This is a genomic window from Acidovorax sp. 22279 (assembly GCF_052045435.1).
Lineage (GTDB): Bacteria > Pseudomonadota > Gammaproteobacteria > Burkholderiales > Burkholderiaceae_C > Acidovorax > Acidovorax delafieldii.
Genome location: NZ_JBQEOV010000001.1, coordinates 163,707 through 184,654, shown reverse-complemented (window position 1 = coordinate 184,654; position 20,948 = coordinate 163,707). Strand labels below are relative to the sequence as shown.

At 62.3% G+C, this 20,948-nt stretch carries 16 protein-coding genes; 14 read left to right on the top strand and 2 right to left on the bottom strand.

Annotated features, from left to right (window positions below; all coding sequences use genetic code 11):
• Positions 1-4 precede the first annotated feature (4 nt).
• The 4 genes from ACTJKQ_RS00800 (at position 5) to ACTJKQ_RS00785 (ending at position 4,168) form a co-directional block, all read left to right on the top strand.
• On the top strand, positions 5-805 hold the full coding sequence (locus ACTJKQ_RS00800) for an ABC transporter permease (protein ID WP_056059437.1): 801 nt from the start codon (positions 5-7) through the stop codon (positions 803-805).
• Positions 802-2,115 (top strand): ABC transporter ATP-binding protein, encoded by a 1,314-nt coding sequence (locus ACTJKQ_RS00795; RefSeq protein WP_440595705.1) that lies wholly within the window; start codon positions 802-804, stop codon positions 2,113-2,115. Before ACTJKQ_RS00800 ends, ACTJKQ_RS00795 begins: the two co-directional genes overlap by 4 nt.
• 76 nt (positions 2,116-2,191) lie before the next feature.
• Positions 2,192-3,181 carry a class I SAM-dependent methyltransferase gene (locus ACTJKQ_RS00790; protein WP_395458070.1) on the top strand — a complete coding sequence of 330 codons (990 nt, stop codon included), beginning with the start codon at positions 2,192-2,194 and terminating at the stop codon, positions 3,179-3,181.
• Positions 3,182-3,298: 117 nt separating this feature from the next.
• Positions 3,299-4,168 (top strand): class I SAM-dependent methyltransferase, encoded by an 870-nt coding sequence (locus ACTJKQ_RS00785; protein ID WP_288851653.1) that lies wholly within the window; start codon positions 3,299-3,301, stop codon positions 4,166-4,168.
• Positions 4,169-4,181: 13 nt separating this feature from the next.
• On the opposite strand, the gene ACTJKQ_RS00780 is transcribed toward ACTJKQ_RS00785, so the two are convergent.
• Together ACTJKQ_RS00780 and ACTJKQ_RS00775 are read right to left on the bottom strand one after the other, a co-directional pair.
• On the bottom strand, positions 4,182-5,489 hold the full coding sequence (locus ACTJKQ_RS00780) for a methyltransferase (protein ID WP_440595704.1): 1,308 nt from the start codon (positions 5,487-5,489) through the stop codon (positions 4,182-4,184).
• An 18-nt stretch (positions 5,490-5,507) separates the two neighbouring features.
• Positions 5,508-9,257 (bottom strand): methyltransferase domain-containing protein, encoded by a 3,750-nt coding sequence (locus tag ACTJKQ_RS00775; protein WP_440595703.1) that lies wholly within the window; start codon positions 9,255-9,257, stop codon positions 5,508-5,510.
• On the opposite strand from ACTJKQ_RS00775, the gene ACTJKQ_RS00770 reads away from it, so the two are divergent.
• From ACTJKQ_RS00770 to ACTJKQ_RS00725, 10 genes are all read left to right on the top strand, one after another.
• The gene (locus ACTJKQ_RS00770) at positions 9,231-10,112 is read left to right on the top strand and encodes a glycosyl transferase (protein ID WP_436078375.1); all 882 of its coding nucleotides are present in this window, start codon (positions 9,231-9,233) and stop codon (positions 10,110-10,112) included. The two genes, ACTJKQ_RS00775 and ACTJKQ_RS00770, sit on opposite strands and share 27 nt — an antisense overlap.
• A complete protein-coding gene (locus tag ACTJKQ_RS00765) occupies positions 10,109-11,212 on the top strand; it encodes a glycosyltransferase family 4 protein (RefSeq protein ID WP_056059425.1) in 1,104 nt (367 codons plus the stop codon). The genes ACTJKQ_RS00770 and ACTJKQ_RS00765 overlap by 4 nt, the downstream gene beginning before the upstream one ends.
• A gap of 76 nt (positions 11,213-11,288) precedes the next feature.
• A complete protein-coding gene (gene argB, locus ACTJKQ_RS00760; protein ID WP_056059422.1) occupies positions 11,289-12,179 on the top strand; it encodes an acetylglutamate kinase in 891 nt (296 codons plus the stop codon).
• 17 nt (positions 12,180-12,196) lie between these two features.
• Entirely contained in the window at positions 12,197-12,889 is a 693-nt protein-coding gene (locus ACTJKQ_RS00755) for a response regulator transcription factor (protein WP_056059420.1), read from the top strand.
• Positions 12,890-12,966: 77 nt separating this feature from the next.
• Positions 12,967-14,418 carry a sensor histidine kinase gene (locus tag ACTJKQ_RS00750; RefSeq protein ID WP_121941934.1) on the top strand — a complete coding sequence of 484 codons (1,452 nt, stop codon included), beginning with the start codon at positions 12,967-12,969 and terminating at the stop codon, positions 14,416-14,418.
• A gap of 207 nt (positions 14,419-14,625) precedes the next feature.
• On the top strand, positions 14,626-15,288 hold the full coding sequence (slmA, locus tag ACTJKQ_RS00745; RefSeq protein WP_121941935.1) for a nucleoid occlusion factor SlmA: 663 nt from the start codon (positions 14,626-14,628) through the stop codon (positions 15,286-15,288).
• A 149-nt stretch (positions 15,289-15,437) separates the two neighbouring features.
• Positions 15,438-16,166, top strand: coding sequence for a TetR/AcrR family transcriptional regulator (locus ACTJKQ_RS00740; RefSeq protein ID WP_099731283.1), 729 nt, complete (start codon positions 15,438-15,440; stop codon positions 16,164-16,166).
• Positions 16,167-16,170: 4 nt separating this feature from the next.
• The gene (locus ACTJKQ_RS00735) at positions 16,171-17,967 is read left to right on the top strand and encodes an acyl-CoA dehydrogenase C-terminal domain-containing protein (protein WP_116748879.1); all 1,797 of its coding nucleotides are present in this window, start codon (positions 16,171-16,173) and stop codon (positions 17,965-17,967) included.
• 45 nt (positions 17,968-18,012) lie between these two features.
• Entirely contained in the window at positions 18,013-18,450 is a 438-nt protein-coding gene (locus ACTJKQ_RS00730) for a DUF2147 domain-containing protein (RefSeq protein WP_110961461.1), read from the top strand.
• 66 nt (positions 18,451-18,516) lie between these two features.
• Complete coding sequence (locus ACTJKQ_RS00725; RefSeq protein ID WP_440595702.1) at positions 18,517-20,919, top strand: 3-hydroxyacyl-CoA dehydrogenase NAD-binding domain-containing protein; 2,403 nt, start codon at positions 18,517-18,519, stop codon at positions 20,917-20,919.
• Positions 20,920-20,948 lie beyond the last annotated feature (29 nt).

The window sequence follows — 20,948 nt, the reverse complement described above, 5'->3', positions numbered from 1 at the left end:
TCTGATGAATATTCTCTGGAGCGAAGCGCGCGCGCTGTGGCGTGCGCGCACATTGGTGTGGGTGCTCACGCGCCGGGAGGTGGCTTCACGCCACTCCGGTACGGCACTGGGCATTGTCTGGCCCTATCTGCAGCCACTGCTCACTGTGGCTGCGTACTACCTAGTGTTTGATGTGGTGTTTGGCATGCGCCTGGGCGAGCAGGCCCCTACAAGGGCCGTTGGCGCGTATCTGGTAGTTGGCGCCTTGCCGTGGATGGCGTTTTGCGATGCCGTACAGCGCGGCATGACCAGCTTGATCGACGCTGGCAGCCTGTTGCACAAGAACCCTCTGCCACCTGTTCTGTTTACGTCACGCTCAGTGTTGGCCAGCTTCTCTATTTATGGCCCGTTGCTGCTGCTGGTAGCGGTGGCCTACATTCCTGCGCATGGGCTGAAGCCAGCCATCCTGGCTCTGCTGCCTTTGCTGCTGCTGCAAATGCTGTTGTGCATGGTGCTGGGTTACGCACTGGCCATACTGGCTGCGGCGCTGCGAGACGTTGCGCAGCTGGTGGGCTTTCTGCTCTCCGTGGGCATCTATCTGTCACCCATTCTGTTTCCCATTCAGCTCTTTCCCCAAGCCTGGCGCTGGGTGCTATGGCTCAACCCGATGACGGGTCTGGTCATGGGATATCAGCAAGTGCTGCTGCAAGGTCTGTGGCCCCAGTGGAGCGTATGGTGCGCAACACTTGTGTGGGTGTGTGCACTGTCAGTGGTACTGAACGCCTTAGTGGCCCGCAGCCGTGACCAATTGGTGGACTGGTTGTGAGCACCAAAAACTCCCCCAATACGCCGAGCGTGGTGCCTGACACCGTGCTGTCAGTGGCTGGCGTAGCTAAAGAATACAAGCTTTATCCCACCCCCCGGGCCAGGCTGCGTGCGCTGTTGACGGGCAAAGCCACCCACCGCAGCCACTGGGCACTGAGCGATGTGTCGTTTGAATTGCGGCGTGGCGAATGTATTGGTGTGATCGGTGACAACGGTGCAGGCAAAAGCACTTTGCTCAAACTGTTGGCGGGTACTTTGCAGCCCAGCCATGGGCGTATTGATCGCGTAGGCAGGGTGACTGCCATTCTGGAGCTGGGCGCTGGCTTTCACCCCGACTTCAGCGGCCGCGACAATCTTTACTTCGCGGGCAGCCTGATCGGTATCAATCATGATGAGATGGCGCGCCTGGAGCCTGAAATCATCGATTTCTGCGAACTGGGTGAGGCGCTGGACCGGCCGGTAAAAACCTATTCGTCGGGCATGACCGTGCGCTTGGCGTTTGCCCTGGTGACTGCGGTGCAGCCCGACGTTTTGATCATCGACGAAGCGCTGGCCGTAGGGGATCAGAATTTTCAGAAAAAGTGTGTCGAGCGCATCACGGCGTTTCGTAACAGCGGCTGCACCATCCTGTTCTGTTCACACAGCCCCTACCACATTCGCCATCTGTGCGACCGGGCACTCTGGCTCAAGGGGGGGCGGGTGGAGCAGTTCGGCAATACAGAGGCGGTGCTTGCCGCGTACGACGTACACACGCGAGCGCGTGAAGCCGCGGCCGAGGGCGACGCTCCTGGTGGGCCCGTGCCAGCTGTGACCGAAGGTGCTGGTGCAGGGCATCCTCCAGATGGTTCAATGGCTGACCAGTCGCGGCATTTCGCCGCCCCAAAGGCGGCAAGTGATGGCGGCAGTGCCTGCATTCTGTCGGTGGATGTGGCGCACCTCAATGATGCGGTGGGCGACCAGCCGCCGGTGCTCCAAGGCCATGATCTGGTGGTGACCATCCGTGCCCGAGGGCGGGGGATGGAGCGCCCGAATATCGGGTTCATGATCGAGCAGTCAAAGGGCGTGGGCATCACATCACTTGCTACGCACGAAGATGGAGCAGTGCCTGTCCAACTTGACGACGGCACCTGGCAATCCGTCCTGACCTTCCCGGATCTCCCTCTACACAGCGGCGACTATGTGATCAGTGCTTTTTTGTTCGACGAAACGGGGCTGGCAGTGTATGACCAGTGGTTTCAGTTTTTGCACTTCCGCTTCATTTTCCCCAAGCCGCTGCCTGGTTTGGTGCGGCTGCCCCACCGCTGGGGTTAACGCCCGCAGACTCTCCCGCAGATCCTCGGCTGACTCATTTGCGTACAGCGGGGCTGTCAAAGCACCAAGGCGCAGGATGTCGCGCTTGCAGCGCGCACCTGTCCTGCGCTCACGAGTCGGCATCTTCCAGCTGCTCCCCGATAATCTGTGGTTTCTCGCGCATTCCAACACCATGACAGTTCTTCCAACATCGACATCCACCCTTGGCCAACAACTGCTACGAGAGGGGCGTGAGCTGCTGGCACGGGGCGACAGGGAGGCTGCAGCGCAAGTGCTGGTGCGTGCGCGCGATGAACGCGATGTGGTGCTGGCCGCCCACGCACTCATAGAGGCGAATGACCTGATCGGGTCCTTCAACAACGTCATGGGGCTGAACTGCACCATCTCTGAGCAAGACGACATTTTCGGCTTCTTTCGAAGTCACCACTCAAGCCGTAACCCACTGCGCGACTACCTCGCGGACGGCTGGAGAACTTTGTCGGAGCTGATGCTGCTGCTGGAGGCGGTGGACCAGCCACTATTGAGGACGCCCCGTGTGTTGGAATTCGCCAGCGGCCATGGCCGGTTCACCCGGCACTTGGTCAAGGCGCTGGGTTCTTCGCGGGTCGTGGTGTCGGATGTAGTGCCGAATGCGGTGGAGTTTTCTCGTAGCACGTTCGGTGTTGATGGCTTCTTGTCGACCAGCGTGCCTGAGAGTGTGCAATGGCCTGCCCGCTATGACCTGGTATTTGTGTTGTCTCTCTTCAGCCATTTGCCAAGCGCGACGTGGTCGCGTTGGCTCAAGGTGTTGTACGAAGCGGTTGCCCCTGGCGGGCTGCTGGTGTTCAGCACCCACGGTATCAAAGCGGCCGACTTTGATCATGTGACGCTGGACGAGGATGGCTATTTTTTTGCGGCTTCCAGCGAGTCCACTGCCATCGACGAGCAGGAATACGGCACCACTTTTACCTCAGAGGCGTTTGTCCTTGCGCGCATTGCCGAAACAGTGGGGGCCGACAGGCTGGTGCACAAGGCACCAGTTCATTTCTGGAACCACCAGGACGCTTACGTGCTGCGCAAACCGTGAAAGGAGCACTTGGGTGGAGCGTTGGCAGTGTGGCCAAGCAGCCCAGACTGCTTGCAACATGGTGCTGCTGCGGGAACGTAGGAAGCGATGGATCACAGTGCTATCCCTGGAGAAGCAATGAACAATAGTTGGTGGTTAAAGTTGCAGGAGCGGCTGTGGGGTATGGCTCCATGGGATGCAGAGCGCATCAGTGACGAGTGGTTTCGGGCGCATTTCGACTACGCCGCCAACGTGGTCCACCAGTGGATGGGCAGCGCGCTTGATATGCGCACTGCAAGACTGCTAAATTTTGGCTGCGGCGATGGCATTACCGATTTGTCTCTGGTGCTGCGTCACGGCGCTACTGCCATTCATGGCATCGATATTCGCAGGGAATACACCAAACTGCCGCGCATTGCCAGCGAGCAACTGGGCATGCGCCGTATCCCGGCTGCGCTGACGTTTGAGACCATCGCGCCGGGCGCGCGCCTGTCGGATCGCCATTCGGGTATCGATGGCATTATGAGCTGGTCTACTTTCGAACATGTGCAGCGCGACCAGTTGCTGCCGATCTTGCAGGATCTGCACGCCTGTTTACGCCCGGGGGGGGTGTTTTTCTTGCAGATCGAACCGTTGTTCCATTCACCCTATGGCTCGCACCTGCGCCGCTATGACGAAGTGCCGTGGCACCATTTGCTGGTGCCCGAAGAGGTGCTGTGGTCCACCATAGAAGCCCACGAAGGGCCGATCAACGCGGAGGAAGTCGACTTTGGGTTTGCTGACTTTGGCGTAGACGGCTACAAACGCTTCGTGTTCAAGGAGTACCAACAGCTCAACCGTTTGACGGCGGATGAACTGGTGGATCTTGTGCGTCAAGCTGGTTTCGTGGTGGAGCAACAGGAGCGACGCAGCGTAGACCTGCTGCCACCGCAGCAATTACTTGTGCAATACAGTGAATCAGTGCTGCGCAACAATGAGATTTTTTTGCTGTTGCGCAAGGGTGCTTAGGAAGACAAGTCGTTCACGAGGGCTTGCGTGCCATGACTACAAAGCCATGTGCGGGCTGGCCCTTTTGGGTACGCAGTACGGTGTTTTCGACTTCCACCACAAATCCGGCATCCCGGCACAGGCTCTCGACATGGCTGCGCTTGTGGACGTACCGTTCAGTAGACCTATTCAGGACGAGGTCAGGTCCATCCTCTGGCCCACTTTCGCATGAGAAGAACAGTCTTCCACCTGGCACCAGGGTGCGCCACACCGCGGGAATGACTTTACTCAAGTCGCCCACATACACGCAGACATCCAGTGCAACGACTACATCGTAGGACGTAGCTTCAGCCTCGCTGAGTGCGTCGTGCAGGTCAGCGACGGTCAATGTGTCGTACAGGTTGTAGCGGCGTGCCTGATCAAGCATTTTTGGGGATAAATCCACGCCCGCCAGGCGACCTTGTAGCCTGCCCAGTTGGGCCCCCAGCAGTCCTGTTCCGCAGCCTAAGTCGAGCAGGTTGAGCTTTCTGTCCGGATAAAAAGCGATGATTTTCTTGGCAATCTGCTGTGGCAACCTGTAGTTCAAGCCTTGGACCAGCTGAGCGTCGAAAAAATGTGCAGCGTTGTCGAAAAGTTGCCGGTTGAGTTCGGTGGGCTGGTGTGCTGGAGTTTGTCCTTGTGCGCGCTCTTCGTAGTAGGCGTAGACGGGATTGGTGGGGTCGAGCGCTCGCAGATGGGCTGTTGCGAGAGCAGCTTCTTCCAGACGCCCTGCAATCAAGAGCATGTGCATGCGCCCTTCGAGCGCTGCGCGATCCTCGGGTGAGTCTGCAATGAGCCCGTCCCAGAGAGCAAGGGCCTCGTCATACTGCTCCATCTGACCCAGGGCGGAGGCGAGCATCATTCGCAACTTGGCATCGGAGGGTTGCCGGGCCAGGCCTTGCCGGATACGGCGCACGGCGAGGGCGAAGTCACCAGTGAGTTGTGCGACGTCAATTGCACCATCCAGCACGACGCGGCTCTCGCTGTCAAGTTGAAGCGCTGTGGCGGCGTTCTCGCTCGCTTCTTCATACTGACCCTGTCTCGCCTGCAACTGCGCCAGCACAATAATGCCGGGAGCCCAGCTGGGGGCGAGCGACAGCCCGGTTTGCATAAGTTGAAACGCTCCGGCCACGTTGCCAGCTTTTTCTGACATGACCCCTGCCATCATGTATACGCGTGGGTCGTTGGGGAATTGGGCTCGTGCTTGATTGAGCGCGTCGGCAGCCTGAGCAAGTTGGCCTTGCTCTATCAGCGTGCGGGCGGCTTCGATGAGCGGAAGGTTGGGGTCGGAAATACTGTTCATGGTGGTGATTGAAGTAATTTACTTTTGCAGCCAATTCTTGATTCGACGCTGCCAGTGCGCAGGAATACGGCGGGCTGCAGTGCGCAGCAGAGGGAGCGAACGCAGGTAAGCGAGTGCGTTCAGTGCCTCAGAACGTGCTGACGCGCCCTTGGGTGCCAGGTATTGGGCTAGCAACGCGGCAGCCAATGGTGGCTGCGCGTCTGCTTTGGCCGACATGCCCATCAAATAGTCGTGCTGGTATGTCCAGGGCGCGCTGCTATCAGGCACAGGTTGGGCGAACGTGGGTGCTGGCGGCAAGCCAGGCACGAAATGCTCGGCACGCAAAGCTGTGAAAAAGCGGACCCATTGCTTTCCTTCCTGGTCCCACGGACATACCCAGCTCCAAGGCCTGCCAACAATGCGTTCTGCAAATGCGCCGATGTCCGGAACGGCCACCGGCAAGCCTGCCTGCAAAGCGGCGCTGAGCGTATAGCTGTAGGTCTCAGGCCAGAGGGCGGGGAACCAGACTATGTCGGGTTGCAGCCAAGCCAGCAGTCCCGGCAAGTCCTCGTCCTGGTAGGCGCCATGTACGGTAAGCCGTGCGCGTGGCTGGGTTTGCAGGTGGCGGTAGCCATAGCCGAGCAGATGGAACTCCACAGGCGCACCTGTTCTGGCGGCTTCCTGGGCCGCCGCTTCAAGCACGTCAGCACCCTTGATGGCACTGAGTGCGCCGAGGACCACCACTTTGAGTGGTGCGTCCGGGGGCAAATTTTTGGCCTGCGGCAGTGGCGTTCCCTTGCTGTCAGGCGTGGCCATGTCCGTGTGGGGAATGGCCCGCACACGCGCACTGGGGGCAAATGCAGCGATGCGCCGTGCAGTGTCTGCGCTGGGGGCGATAACCAGGCGAGCGCTAGTCAAAAAGTGACGGTTGCGGTGTCGCCAGTCCGCCACCGTGCCGTTGCCCATGGGGGCGGGGTCATGCGGGGAGCAACAAGCGCACTGCCCGGGGGCGGGTTCCCCAGCAAATCGGTTGTCGCTGCCCGTCAGGGAGATGTGAGCGCAATAGCTGTAGTAGTCGTGCGCGGTGAAGTCATAGTCCACCCCCAACTGTGCTGGCAGGTCCAGAACCAGCGGATCATGGCCAAGGATATGGTGGTAGTGGATATGCCGCACACCCAAGATACTGAGCACCTGAACGAGGTCTGCGAACTGGTCGGAGAGCCGGAACAAGAGTTCAAAGCCTTCATCCTTGCCAGCCAGTTCCAGGCGTACGCGCTGGTCTGGTGCGGGCGTGAGTGTGAGGAAGGTCGCTTGGTCACTCAAATGTTGCGCGAGTTCGCGCACATGGCGAAGGGTGCCGCCCGCCCTGTCGTGCAGCACAGCCAGCACGACGGGGCGTTGAGCCCGCTGTATGCGTGCCATATCCAGCGCGAGGCGATAGGGTTGCGCCGGATCTGCCTGCACAAATGCCATGACCTCGCGCTCGTAGCGGGGGTGCAGGCGTCGCAGGGTTTCCATGGCGGCCCGCTCGCGCGGGCTTTTGCTGTCGCCAAAGCTCACGCCACCGGTGTGCAGCACAAAGGTGTCTAGCAGATGGAGATTGCGCCAGCCCGCCTTTGCCGCACGTTGGCAGAAGTCGTTTTCTTCGCCGTAACCCTTGCCGAAGTTCTCTGTGTCAAACAGTCCCACCTGCTGCAGGCAGTCGCGGCGGATGTACATACAAAACCCTACACCGGTGGGAACGTCCACCACAGCGCCCGGATTGGTTTGCGCACACAGTGCGTCCAGCCGTGCCGTGTCGTAGTCCGGCGGCAAGGCGTTGTCCTTGCAAAAACGAGGGTAGCTGCAGATCGTGGCGTTGTTGGAAAACGGCGTAACCGAGCCTACCTTCTGGTCACCGTAGGCTGCGCGGCGAATACGGTCGAGCCAATCATTGGCGACCTCAGTATCGCTGTTGAGTAGCAACACATCGTGGCTGTCGCTCAGCGACATGCCTCGGTTCACCGTTCCTACAAAGCCCAGATTTTCCGGGTTTTCCAGCAGCGTGATGCGGCTGTCTTGCTGTGCACGTTCCCGCAGCCATTCGGTGACTTCTGGTTCCGGGCTGGCGTCGTTGATGACGATCAGGCGCCAAGGCGTTTCGCATTGGCTTGCCAGGGCTGAATCAATACACAGTTGTGTATCGGCCAGTCCTCGGTATACGGGCACGATAACGTCTACAGGATGAGTGCTTGGCGCCAGTGGCACGGGTGCAGGCTCTGCGGGTTGCACGGGTGCCGGGACGCGGCCCAGCAATCGATCAATGTGCATCTTGGCGTGGACCAGGGGGCGGGTGGCTCTGAACACGGTGGAGTTTTCTATGGTCTTGAGGTGGTCGGCCAGTGCTTGGTAGTCCTTGTTCAGGCGAGTAGCTTCCTGCTGCCACATGGCGCGTTGCTGTGCAAGTGCCTTATTGCTTTCTTCTAGAAGGCTGGCTCTGCCACTCACCGCCTGTAGTTGGTTCTGCTGTTGCTCTATCCGGCTCTGTGCATCACGGGCACGGCTCTCCAGTAGGTCGATGCGGTCTCCCAGCGGTTTTACCGTACTGGACAGCGCCAGATAGTCGGCAGACATGGGCCAGCCCAGTTCAACGTCCAGCCGCGCGCCCGAGAGGCTGGCAGACGCAAAAGCCTCGGCGGGGATGGGCAGCTCCAGCCAGGGGTCAGTGCCGGTGAGAAGTAGCAAGCTTGCGCCGGACGCTGGTGGCATAGGGGCTTGCCAGGCAATTTGGCTGTGGGGGGTGGACGCCAGCAAGGTGCGGCTGGAGGTGTCTGCCGACCACTGCCAAAGCGCATCGCCTTGCTCGTTGCGCAGGGTGATGCCGTACAAGTGCAAAAAACCAGCTCGGTCTGCTGGGTCGAGTCTGAGCCGTGTGATGGCCTCGCCAACCGCGGGTATTTGAAAGCTTACGGTTTGATGCTCGGAGCCAATGACGCCAGTGGCGCTGAGCTTGTCACTTTCCGCATAGCCATCATGTCGCCCTATATACAGCTGTGCGGTGAAGAGTGCGTTTGCAGCATCAAGGTCAGTGGGAGCGTGTTCGGCGATCGGCACATAGGTCACAGGCCGTGCAACGCCTATGAACTGGTAGGTCAGGGCATCGGGAATGCCGAGCAGGTAGCGGGCGACATTGGGTGGCAGGCGATCAAAGGCCACCTGAAATTCCGAGTCGGGCAATTGCCTGGTGATGGTATCGACAGCGTCCAGATCCCAGCGCTGTTCGGACAGAAACCTCACTAGCGAGCGGCGCGTGAAGAATCGCAGGTGGGTGCGATCGAGCAGGCCTTCCTCTCGGTAGCGGAACTCCCCTTCCAGTAATTCAGCCAGAAGCCCGCTGTAAGCGGCATTGGGCACCGATATGAGTAATCGGCCTTCTGGTGTTAGGAGTTCGCGGCACATCTGCAAAACAGACTCTGGCCGCTTGAGGTGTTCCAGAACATCGGCGCAAACGATGTAGTCATATTGCTTGGTACCGAACATGCTGAGCAAGTCGGCTGTCTCCAGGTCGGCCACCTCCACCTGTCGATAGTGGGGTTGGGCATGCGCAGCCTCTGCTTGACTGAGGGTGACGCCATCCGTCGTGCAATCGCGGGTTTCCTTGAGATATTGCCCAAGAGCTCCGCTGCCACACCCCAGATCCAGCACGCAGGCGCCGCGCCTGATCAGGCCGGCCAGGACCGACAGCGAAGTGCGCTCCCCGTCTGCGATGGAGCGCAAATACACGTGCAGATCGTCAATAGAATTCGTCATCCGGCGATTATGACGGGCCAGATACGGCGACTTCGCACGCTGCGCAGGGGACAATACCGGTCGATGTCAGTCATTCAGCCTTTGTTTCAGCCTGGTTTGGTGGTCTCTGTGGTCAGTCACGGACACGGCGACATGGTCCATGCTCTGTTGCTGCAGTTGGCCCGGGTTTCGGCAGCCTCCATATCCCGCGTGGTGCTGACGCAGAACCTGCCAGAGCCGGAGCCCGTTCCTCCGGCAGGAGGCTGGCCATTTGAATTGTTGCGTGTAGTCAATGAGGCACCCCTCGGGTTCGGCGCCAATCACAATCGGGCTTTGGCCACAGTCACTGAGCCGTTTGTGTGCGTTCTCAACCCCGACGTGATGCTGGTAGGCCACGAGGATCCCTTCCAAGTGCTGGTTTCAGCGTGCTGTGCGCCGAACATCGGTTGTGCGTATCCTGTTCAGATCGATCCAGAGGGGCGGGTACAGGGCAGTGAGCGCGAAGTTCCCTCTCCCGTCGCGCTTTTGCGCCGCAGGCTTATGGGCCGCCAGGAGATACGGGTGGATTGGGTAAATGCTGCCTGCATGGTTTTGCCTTCTGCCGTTTGGCGCTCCTTGGGCGGGTTCGATGAGCGCTATTTCATGTACTGCGAAGATGTGGACCTTTGCCTGAGGTTGCGGTTACGTGGGCTGCATTTGGCCAAGGCGCCGGTTCAAGTCATTCACGCCGGGCAGCGTGCCAGTTCGCGTAGCCTGAAGCATCTGGGCTGGCACGTCCAGAGTCTTTGGCGTTTGTGGCATTCGCCAGTCTATGCCCGCGCGCTACAGTTTCTAACCTCGGCGTCAGCTGACAAAGGTACCATCGGCGCTCCATGATTTGGTTGTCTGTGGTCGGTTTTTTGGTAGCGGCGCTGGCTGCGGGGCTCATTGTGAGATGGGGGCGGGAGCATGCGGCGGTTTACAGCGATTCGATGCCCCAGCGCTTTCACCTCGGACATGTTCCTCGATTGGGCGGCGCAGCGTTGGTGATGGGTACGTCCGTAGGGTGGGCGTTGGGCGTACTGCAGTCCGTCTATTGGGGCGACCCAGGCTCTCTCCGGCTCGACTTTTGGGTGGCGGGCTGGCTGGTGGTCGTGCTTCCGGCAGTGATCGGTGGCATTGCGGAAGACCTTACCCAGCGCCTTTCAGTGCGTTACCGCCTCACTTTGACCGGGGCATCTGGCGCATTGGCGGTATGGCTTTTGGGTATCAATCTGCCACGCCTGGGCTGGCCGTGGCTTGATGCTGTCCTGGTTGCTGCCCCCTGGCTTGGCATCGCCATAGTCGTGCTTGCAGTCGCAGGCCTGCCCCATGCCTTCAATATCATCGACGGCTACAACGGGCTGGCGGGAATGGTTGCCTTGATCGTGTGCCTCGCTTTGGCGCACGTGGCGCTGCAGGTGGGTGACCGGGCGCTGGCTGCGCTGCTGGTATCCACCGCCGCAGCCACCGGCGGCTTTCTGGTCTGGAATTACCCGCGAGGCATGTTGTTTGCCGGAGATGGGGGGGCCTATGTGTGGGGCGTGGTGATTGCCATGGCCAGCATCTCGCTGGTGCAGCGCAATGCGGACGTATCGCCTTGGTTCCCGATGCTCCTGCTGATCTACCCGGTGTGGGAGACGATTTTCTCCATTTACCGCAAGGCGGTGCGGGGCGTTTCACCGGGCGTGGCCGATGCGCTGCATTTTCACCAGCTCATCTACCGCCGCATTGTTCGTGGGGTGTTTCACGATGATGAGTCCCGCCGGGTGCTGATGCGCAACAACCGTACGTCGCCCTATCTGTGGGGTTTTACGCTCCTGACGGTGGTGCCTGCAGTGCTGTTCTGGAACAACACGCCCCTGCTCATGGCGTTTTGCGGGCTTTTTGTGGTGAGCTATGTTATGGCCTATCTGGCCATCGTGCGGTTCAAAGTGCCGAACTGGCTGCGCCACTGAAGCCTTCTTGTGTTCGCGCGCCTGGCGAATGCGGCACAATTTGCGCCTCACAGTTTTCTCCGGATGGCACGCCTCCATGACCGACCTTCTTTCGATTGCCCCACGCGACAAGGCTGAAATCCTGGCCCAGGCGCTGCCCTACATCCGCAAGTTCCATGGCAAGACCATGGTGATCAAGTACGGCGGCAACGCCATGACGGACCCGGCCCTGCAGGCCGACTTTGCCGAGGACGTGGTGCTGCTCAAGCTGGTGGGCATGAACCCGGTGGTGGTGCACGGTGGCGGCCCGCAAATCGAAACCGCGCTCAACCGACTGGGCAAGAAGGGCGAGTTCATCCAGGGCATGCGTGTGACCGATGCCGAGACCATGGAAGTGGTCGAATGGGTGCTGGCCGGCGAGGTGCAGCAGGACATCGTGGGACTGATCAACCAGGCCGGTGGCAAGGCCGTGGGCTTGACCGGCCGTGACGGCGGCATGATTCGCGCACAAAAGCTCAAGATGGTGGACAGCAAGGATCCCACCATCGAACACGACGTGGGCCAGGTGGGTGACATCGTTTCCATCGACCCCAGCGTGGTGAAGGCGCTGCAAGACGATGCGTTCATTCCCGTCATCAGCCCGATTGGCTTTGGCGAGAACAACGAAAGCTACAACATCAATGCGGATGTGGTGGCCAGCAAACTGGCCACGGTGTTGCAGGCTGAAAAACTGATGCTGCTGACCAACACCCCCGGTGTGCTCGACAAGGCCGGCAACCTGTTGACCGACCTTACAGCCCGCCGCATCGACGAGCTGTTTGCCGACGGCACTATCTCGGGCGGCATGCTGCCCAAGATTGCCGGTGCGCTGGATGCCGCCAAGGCGGGTGTAAATGCGGTGCACATCATTGACGGGCGTGTGCCCCATGCCATGCTGCTGGAGATCCTGACTGACCAGGCCTACGGCACCATGATCCGCTCTCACTGACCCAGCGTGAGGTCTCCATGCGTCTGCTGTTGGTCGAAGACGATGTGATGGTGGCCAGCGGCATCAAGCTGGGGCTCACCGATGCGGGTTATGCGGTGGACTGGGTGGGCAGTGGCGAGCGGGCCGAAGAGGTGCTGCGCGCCGAGTCGTTTGACGCAGCCATCATCGACATCGGGCTGCCCGCCATGGACGGCCTGGAGCTGACACGCCGCCTGCGCCGTCCAGACATGGCAAGCCCCGCCATGCCAGTTTTGATACTGACGGCGCGTGACGCGCTGCATGACCGGGTGCAGGGGCTGGATCTGGGGGCGGATGACTACATGGTCAAGCCGTTCGAGCTGCCCGAGCTGCTGGCGCGCCTGCGTGCGCTGTTGCGCCGTTCCCAGGCTGCGACCACGGCCGTGCTGAGTTTTGGCCCGCTGGAGCTGGACACGGCCGGGCGCCGGGCCAGCATGCGCACACCGGCTGGCGAGCAGGTCATCGAACTGGGCCCGCGCGAGTGGACGGTGCTCGAATACCTGCTCATCAACGCCCCCAAGCCTGCTAGCAAAGACAAGCTGCTGCAAGCGCTGACGGGGTGGGACAAGGAGATCACCCCCAACGCGGTGGAGGTGTATGTCTCGCGCTTGCGGGGCAAGCTGGAACCCCACGGTGTGGCGCTGCGGTCCATACGGGGCTTTGGCTACCGGCTCGAACTGCAGGCAACCTGAGCAGGTGTTTTCCGCGCCCAGTTCGCCGCCTCGCCATGCTTTGGAAAAACTCCTCCCGGCGGCCCGGCCTGCGCGCCATGACATCAGACCTGCGCACCCGGCTGCTGCTGATGCTGGTACTGCCCCTGTGTGTGCTGGTGCTGGCGGGGGTCTGGCTGGACTACCGGTCGGCCGATGAGGCAGCTGGCCAGCACGACCAGCGTCTGGTGCGGCTGCTGCCCGCGCTGGCCGATTCGGTGCTGGCGCCGCCCATCCACGACAACGACCCACCGCTGCTGCTGCTGGCGCCGCCCATCGAAGAGTTTTTGCGCCAGAACGCGGGCTTTGCGGCCTACAGCGTGCGCGATACCTCGGGGCGCCTGTTGCTCGGAGAGGGCTGGGTACACGGCGCCGTGCCCACCACACAGGCCCCGGAGTTCCACAGCGTGGAGTTCGGCGGCGTGACGTACCGGGTGGCGGCGCAACGCGGGCGCACGGGGGCGGGCGAACTGGTCGTGGCCCTCGCCGACGGGTCGGACCCTCGCCAGAAATGGGCGCAGCAACTGCTCCTCAGGGTGTTGTTGCCCAACCTCGTATTGCTGATTGCCGCGGGTTTTGCGATCCATTGGGCGGTGCGGCAGGCCTTCAAACCCCTGGTGGGGCTTGCGGAGGCGGTGGAGCGCCGCTCTCCCCGCGATCTCAGTCCCATCGACGAGGCCGCCTCGCCCGACGAGGTGCGGCCCTTGGTGCACTCGCTCAACCGCCTGTTTGCGCTGGTCAACGCACAGGCCGAAGGGCAGCGGCGTTTTGTGGCCGACGCGGCGCACCAGTTGCGCACGCCGCTGGCGGGCTTGCAGGCCCAGGTGGAGGCCTGGGCCATGATGGCCAAGGCGGCAGCGCCGCCACGCACGTCTTTCCCGGATTTCGACCGAAAAATGCCGCTAGCGCATGAAGATCGTGCACAAGGCGCTATTGTTTTGGGAGCGGATCAAATCGAGAAGCTGCGCAACGCCACGCGCCGCACCTCGCAGCTGGCGCACCAGCTGCTGGCGTTGTCTCGCGCGGACGCCCGCAGCCTGGACGCGCAGCCGCCGCAGCGGGTTGACCTCAAGGATCTGTGCGAGTCGCTGCTGGAAACATTTTTGGACGCAGCAACCGGCAAGGGCCTGGACCTCGGGCTCGATGTCCAGCTGGTGCATGTGACAGGCCATGGCTGGCTGCTGCGCGAGCTGCTGTCCAACCTGGTGGACAACGCCATCAAATACACACCTGCGGGGGGCGTGGTGACCATCCGCTGCGGACTGCGCCAGGGGCGCGCGGGCCCGCCCCGGCCCTACGTGGAGGTGGAGGACGACGGCCCTGGCGTGCCGGAGTCTGAGCGTACCCGCGTGTTGCAGCGGTTCTACCGCGTGCCCGGCGCGGGAGGCGAGGGCACGGGCCTGGGCCTGGCCATTGCGGACGAGATTGCCCGGGTACACCGTGCCGCACTGACGCTGGGCACGGGCCCCCAGGGGCGCGGGCTGCTGGTGAGGGTGGTGTTTCCGCTGTAGTCGTGCGGGGTCCCCGGGCCGTCCGGACCGACAAGGGGCCTGTGCGAGAATCATTTCCACACACGATTGACTTGTGCAAACAGGTGGCGCCCCGGCCCCTCCTGGCTGCGGCAAGATGTGACATCGTGATCCACGCCCTGCCGTGATCCGACCATGCCCAGTGGCATGCGCACCGGGAGCAGGGCCCCACCGGAGTCCCTGTCCTGCATGTCTGAAATCTCGCCCCTCCCCGAGCCTGCCAGTACCGCCGAAGCGGGTGATGTTGCGGCTGCACGCAAGCGGCCCAAGCCCGGGGAACGGCGCGTCCAGATCCTGCAGGCCCTGGCCGCCATGCTGGAGCAGCCTGGGGCCGAGCGCATCACCACTGCCGCGCTGGCCGCGCGCCTGTCGGTCAGCGAGGCGGCGCTGTACCGCCATTTCGCCAGCAAGGCGCAAATGTTCGAGGGCTTGATCGATTTCATCGAGCAGTCGGTGTTCACACTGGTGCAGCAGATCACGGGGCGCGACGTGCCCGGCCCCACACAGCCTGCCGACGTGGGCGCGCGCCAGGCGGCGCGCATCGTGGCGCTGGTGCTGCAGTTTGGCGAACGCAACCCGGGCATGGTGCGGGTCATGGTGGGCGACGCACTGGTGTTCGAGCACGAGCGCTTGCAGCAGCGCATGAACCAGTTCTTTGACCGCATCGAATCCACCCTGCGCCAGTGCCTGCGCGCGAGTGCAGCCGCATCCAGCACGCCCACAGTCGATGCCCAGGTGGCGGCCAGCGTGTTGACGGCCTTTGTGGTCGGGCGCCTGCAGTGCTACGCCCGCTCGGGGTTTCGGCGCCTGCCCACCGAGCACCTGGAAGCCAGCCTTGCGCTGATGTTGTAGCGGTCCGCGCTGTTGAGGCGGCGCGTCACGGCGGGGGTGGCGCGGCTGCAACGGGTGGTTTGGATGGGTCTCCCTATTTTTTTCGGGGGCTTGGGGGCTGCAGGGAATTTGCTGCAGAATAGAACGAACGTTCGTTTTTATTCGTGCCCATGTCCTCCATCCCCGAATCCCGCCAGGTCACCCGCATCCCGCGCGCTCGCAGTGGTACCGGCCGTGCCTTGCAAAAAGGCCAGCAGACCAAGGCGGCCATCGTCGAGGCCGCGCTGGGTCTGGCCACGCACATCGGGCTGGAAGGCCTGTCCATCGGGGCGCTGGCAGACGTCACCGGCATGAGCAAGTCGGGCGTTTTCGCCCACTTTGGCTCCCGCGAAGAGCTGCAGATTTCGGTGATCCGCGAATACCACACCCGCTTCGAGCAGGAAGTGTTCTACCCCGCCATGTCCGCCCCCCGTGGCGTGGCGCGTTTGTCGGCGCTGTTCGACAACTGGATGAAGCGCACCTCCATCGAAATCGACTCGGGCTGCATTTACATCAGCGGCGCGGTCGAGTTCGATGACCGAACCGGCCCCGTGCGCGATGCGCTGGCCAGTTCGGTGCTGACCTGGCATGCCGCCATGCGCCGCGCCATCGAGCAGTGCAAGGAACTGGGCGAACTGCGTGCCGACACCAAGGAAGAGCAGATGCTCTTCGAGATCCACGGCCTGATCCTCGCGCTGCACTACGAGGCGCGGTTCCTGCAGACCCCGGGCTCCATCGACCGGGCTGTCGTGGGCTTTCACAACATTCTGGCGCGTTACAGCGCGCCGACAGCGGCAGCCAAGGCACCCACAGTGGCGCGCCGCAAAGTTTCCAACCAAACCACCACATCCAAGGAGTAAACCCATGCCCACCTATACGCCGCCCCTGCGCGACATGCAATTCGTCATGCACGAAGTGCTCAAGGTCAGTGATGAATTCAAGGCGATGCCACCCCACGCCGAAGTGGATGTGGACACCATCAATGCCGTGATCGAAGAGGCCGGCAAGTTTGCTGCCGAAGTCGCCTTCCCGCTCAACATCAGCGGCGACACCGAAGGCTGCGTGCTGAACAAGACCACGCACGAAGTGAAGACCCCCACCGGCTTCAAGGACGCCTATGCTAAGTACGTCGAGGGTGGCTGGGCGGCGCTGAGCTGCGACCCCACCTACGGCGGCCAGGGCCTGCCCTTCGTGCTGAACCAGTGCCTGTACGAGATGCTGAACTCGGCCAACCAGGCCTGGACGATGTACCCCGGCCTGTCGCACGGCGCCTACGAAGCCCTGCACGCCCATGGCACCGACGCCCAGAAGGCCCTGTACCTGCCCAAGCTGACCAGCGGCGAATGGACCGGCACCATGTGCCTGACCGAACCCCACTGCGGTACCGACCTGGGCCTGATGCGCACCAAGGCCGAGCCTCTGCCTGACGGCACCTACAAGATCACCGGCAACAAGATCTTCATCAGCGCCGGCGAGCACGACATGGCCGCCAACATCGTTCACCTGGTGCTGGCCCGCCTGCCCGATGCGCCCAAGGGTAGCAAGGGCATCAGCCTGTTTGTGGTGCCCAAGTTCAACGTGAATGCCGACGGCTCGCTGGGCGAGCGCAACCCGATCTTCTGCACGGGCCTGGAGCACAAGATGGGCATCCACGGCAACGCCACCGCGCAGATCGCACTGGACGGCGCCATCGGCACCATGGTGGGCCAGCCCAACAAGGGCCTGGCTGCCATGTTCGTGATGATGAACGCCGCCCGCCTGGGTGTGGGCAACCAGTCGCTGGGCCTGACGGAAGTGGCTTACCAGAACGCGCTGGCCTATGCCAAGGACCGCATCCAGTCGCGCAGCCTGTCGGGCCCCAAGGCCAAGGACAAGGACGCCGACCCCATCATCGTGCACCCCGATGTGCGCAAGATGTTGCTCACCGCCAAGGCCTACGCCGAAGGTGGCCGCGCCCTGCAGATCTTCTGCACGCTGTTGCTGGACAAGGTGCACAGCCACCCCGATGAAAAGGTGCGCAAGGATTCCGAAGAACTCGTGGCCCTGCTGACCCCCATCGTCAAGGCCTTCATCACCGACAACGGCCACATCAGCACCAACGCGTGCATGCAGGTCTTCGGCGGCCACGGCTTCATCAAGGAATGGGGCATGGAACAGTACGTGCGGGACAACCGCATCAACATGATCTATGAAGGCACCAACACCATCCAGTCGCTGGACCTGCTGGGCCGCAAGGTGCTGGGCAACAACGGTGCCACGCTGAAAAAGCTGGGCAAGCTGATTGGCCAGCTGGTGGAAGAAGAAGGCGTGAACGAGCGCATGGCCGAGTTCATCAACCCCGTGGCCATGCTGGGCGACCAGATGACCAAGTTCACCACCGAGATCGGCTTCAAGGGCATGCAAAACCCCGACGAAGTGGGTGCTGCTGCTGTGGACTATCTGCGCGTGGCCGGCCACCTGGTGTTCGGCTACCTGTTCGCCCGCATGGCCCAGGTCGCCCTGCGCGAGATCGCCGCCGGCAACACCGACCCGTTCTATGGCGCCAAGCTGCAGACCGCGCGCTTCTACTTCGCCAAGCTGTTCCCCGAAACCGCCACGCTGATGCGCACCGCCCGTGCCGGCAGCAAGGTGCTGATGGACACCGATCTGGCCCTGGCCTGATCGGTGCCGGATGCGGATTTCAAGCCTTTTTGCCAGGGAGCGCAGATGTTCAAAGCGGTAGCAGCTATTGTTTTGGTAGCGGGTGCGCTGCCGGCCTGGGCGCAGATGACGCCCGAAGGCCTGTGGCGCAACATCGATGACAAGACCGGCGAGGCCAAGGCCGAGATCCGCATCCGCGACATTGGCGGCGGCGTGCTGCACGGAGCGCTGGAAAAGCGCCTGTCCAAGGACGCCAAGCCCGATGAGGTCTGCGACGAGTGCTCGGACGACCGCAAGGGCAAGCCCATCCTCGGGCTGGAGATCATCCGTGGCGCCAAGAAGGCCGACGGCAAAGAGGTGTGGGAGGGCGGCAAGATTCTCGACCCTGAGAACGGTCGCAACTACACCCTGCGCATGACCCCCATCGAGGGCGGCAAGAAGCTCGAAGTGCGCGGTTCGATCGGCCCGTTTGGCCGCACGCAAACCTGGATCCGCGTCCAGTAAACCCCATTCCCGTGGCCGCGCGCACCCCAGCGGTGTCGCGCAGCGCCCCAACCAGGAACCCAACCCATGTCCCGATTCCAAGTGAAAAAAGTCGCCGTGCTCGGCGCAGGCGTGATGGGCGCGCAGATTGCCGCCCACCTCGTGAACGTGAAGGTGCCCGTGGTGCTGTTCGACCTGCCTGCCAAGGAAGGCCCCAAGAACGGCATCGTCACCAAGGCCGTCGAAGGCCTGAAAAAGCTCAAGCCCTCGCCCCTGGGCGTGGCCGACGACGCGGCGCTGATCCAGCAGGCCAACTACGAAGAGCACATGCACCTGCTCAAGGAATGCGACCTCGTGATCGAGGCCATTGCCGAGCGCATGGACTGGAAGCTCGACCTGTACACCAAGATCGCGCCCCACGTGGCCAAGCACGCCATCCTGGCGTCCAACACCTCGGGCCTGTCGATCACCAAGCTCTCCGAAGTGCTGCCTGAGAGCATCAAGCCGCGTTTCTGCGGCATCCACTTCTTCAATCCCCCGCGCTACATGACGCTGGTGGAGCTGATCAACACGCCCACCACCCAGCCAGAAGTGCTGGACCAGCTCGAAGCCTTCGTCACCAGCGGCCTGGGCAAGGGCGTGGTGCGCGCGCACGACACCCCCAACTTCGTCGCCAACCGCGTGGGCATCGCCGGCATGCTGGCCACGATGAAGGAAGTCGAGAACTTTGGCCTGACCTATGACGTGGTGGACGACCTCACGGGCAAGAAGCTCGGCCGTGCATCGAGCGGCACCTTCCGCACCGCCGACGTGGTGGGCCTGGACACCATGGCCCACGTCATCAAGACGCTGCAGGACAACCTGAGCATCGAGACGGATCCGTTCTACGAAAGCTTCGGCACGCCCGCCGTGCTGAAAAAGCTGCTGGAGTTGGGCAACCTGGGGCAGAAGACCAAGGCCGGTTTCTTCAAGAAGGTCGGCCGCGATGTGATGCGCTTCGAGCTGGAGAGCGAAGAGTACGTGCCCGCCGGCCAGAAGGCCGACGAGGTGTATGCCCGCATGCTCAAGAAGCCCGCTGCCGAGCGCCTGCGCCTGCTGCGCAATGCCGAAGGCGCGCCCGGCCAGTTCCTCTGGGCCATCCTGCGCAACAGCTTTCACTACGCTGCCGTGCACCTTTCAACAATAGCCGACAACGCCCGCGACGTGGACCAGGCCATGCGCTGGGGCTTTGGCATGAAGCAGGGCCCCTTCGAGCTGTGGCAGGAAGCCGGTTGGCTTGACGTGGCGAAGATGATCCAGGAAGACATCGACGCTGGCAAGGCACTGTGCAAGGCACCGCTGCCCGAGTGGGTCTTCAAGGGCCCCGTGGCCGACGCCGGTGGCGTGCACACAGCGCAAGGTTCGTGGAGTGCATCGCAGAACAAGTTTGTGCCCCGCCGCCAGCTGCCCGTGTACGAGCGCCAGATCTTCCCCGAGGCCCTGCTGGGCGAAACCAGCCTGCCCGACTGGCGCACCGCTGGCACCACCATTGCTGAATCGAAAGCCCTGCGCACCTGGACGCTGGACGGCCAAGTGCTCATCGCCAGCATCAAGAACAAGATGCACGCCATCAGCCCCGAAGTGATGGAAGCGCTGATGGAAGCGCTGGAACTGGCCGAGTCTGAGTACCAAGGCATGGTGATCTGGTCCGGCGACGCGCCTTTCAGCGTGGGTGCTGACCTGGAAGCCACCATGCCCGCCTTCATGGTCGGCGGCGCCGATGCGGTGGAAAGCATCGAGCAGGAACTGCAGAACCTGATGATGCGCATTCGCTATGCGCAGGTGCCTGTCGTCGCAGCCATCCATGGCATGGCGCTGGGCGGTGGTTGCGAGCTGGCCGTGTATTCGGCCAAGCGCGTGGCCCACATGGAAAGCTACATCGGCCTGGTCGAAGTGGGCGTGGGCCTGGTGCCCGGCGCCGGCGGCCTGACCTACATCGCCCGCCGCGCGGCCGAGAACATGGCAGCTTCCACATCCAAGGACATCCTGCCTTTCCTGACCGAAGGCTTCACCGCCGCCGCCATGGCCAAAGTGGGTACCAGCGCCATCGAATCGCGCAAGCTGGGCTTCCTCCTGGATAGCGACGTGATCGTGCCCCACAAGGACGAGCTGCTGTTCGTCGCCATCAACGAAGCCAAGTCCATGGCTGCGAGCGGATGGCGTGCGCCGCACAAGCGCCTGTTCCCCGTGGCGGGCCGCAGCGGCCTGGCCACCATCAAGGCACAGCTGGTGAACATGCGCGACGGCGGCTTCATCAGCGCCTACGACTTCAAGATCGGCGCCATGATCGCCGAGGTGGTCTGTGGCGGCGATGTGGATGCTGGCTCGATGGTGAGCGAGGAATACCTGCTCACGCTGGAGCGCAAGGTGTTCTGCCACCTGATCGCCCAGCCCAAGACGCATGAGCGCATCCTGGGCATGTTGTCCACCGGCAAGCCGGTTCGCAACTGATCCGGACGTCGATGGATACCGGTAGACCG

Coding starts and splice junctions, on each gene's coding strand:
- ACTJKQ_RS00750 (WP_121941934.1), top strand. CDS start 12,967: ATGACATCAGACCTGCGCACCCGGCTGCTGCTGATGCTGGTACTGCCC.
- ACTJKQ_RS00755 (WP_056059420.1), top strand. CDS start 12,197: ATGCGTCTGCTGTTGGTCGAAGACGATGTGATGGTGGCCAGCGGCATC.
- ACTJKQ_RS00800 (WP_056059437.1), top strand. CDS start 5: ATGAATATTCTCTGGAGCGAAGCGCGCGCGCTGTGGCGTGCGCGCACA.
- ACTJKQ_RS00740 (WP_099731283.1), top strand. CDS start 15,438: ATGTCCTCCATCCCCGAATCCCGCCAGGTCACCCGCATCCCGCGCGCT.
- slmA (WP_121941935.1), top strand. CDS start 14,626: ATGTCTGAAATCTCGCCCCTCCCCGAGCCTGCCAGTACCGCCGAAGCG.
- ACTJKQ_RS00730 (WP_110961461.1), top strand. CDS start 18,013: ATGTTCAAAGCGGTAGCAGCTATTGTTTTGGTAGCGGGTGCGCTGCCG.
- ACTJKQ_RS00790 (WP_395458070.1), top strand. CDS start 2,192: ATGTCGCGCTTGCAGCGCGCACCTGTCCTGCGCTCACGAGTCGGCATC.
- ACTJKQ_RS00775 (WP_440595703.1), bottom strand. CDS start 9,257: ATGACGAATTCTATTGACGATCTGCACGTGTATTTGCGCTCCATCGCA.
- ACTJKQ_RS00725 (WP_440595702.1), top strand. CDS start 18,517: ATGTCCCGATTCCAAGTGAAAAAAGTCGCCGTGCTCGGCGCAGGCGTG.
- argB (WP_056059422.1), top strand. CDS start 11,289: ATGACCGACCTTCTTTCGATTGCCCCACGCGACAAGGCTGAAATCCTG.
- ACTJKQ_RS00735 (WP_116748879.1), top strand. CDS start 16,171: ATGCCCACCTATACGCCGCCCCTGCGCGACATGCAATTCGTCATGCAC.
- ACTJKQ_RS00765 (WP_056059425.1), top strand. CDS start 10,109: ATGATTTGGTTGTCTGTGGTCGGTTTTTTGGTAGCGGCGCTGGCTGCG.
- ACTJKQ_RS00780 (WP_440595704.1), bottom strand. CDS start 5,489: ATGAACAGTATTTCCGACCCCAACCTTCCGCTCATCGAAGCCGCCCGC.
- ACTJKQ_RS00785 (WP_288851653.1), top strand. CDS start 3,299: ATGAACAATAGTTGGTGGTTAAAGTTGCAGGAGCGGCTGTGGGGTATG.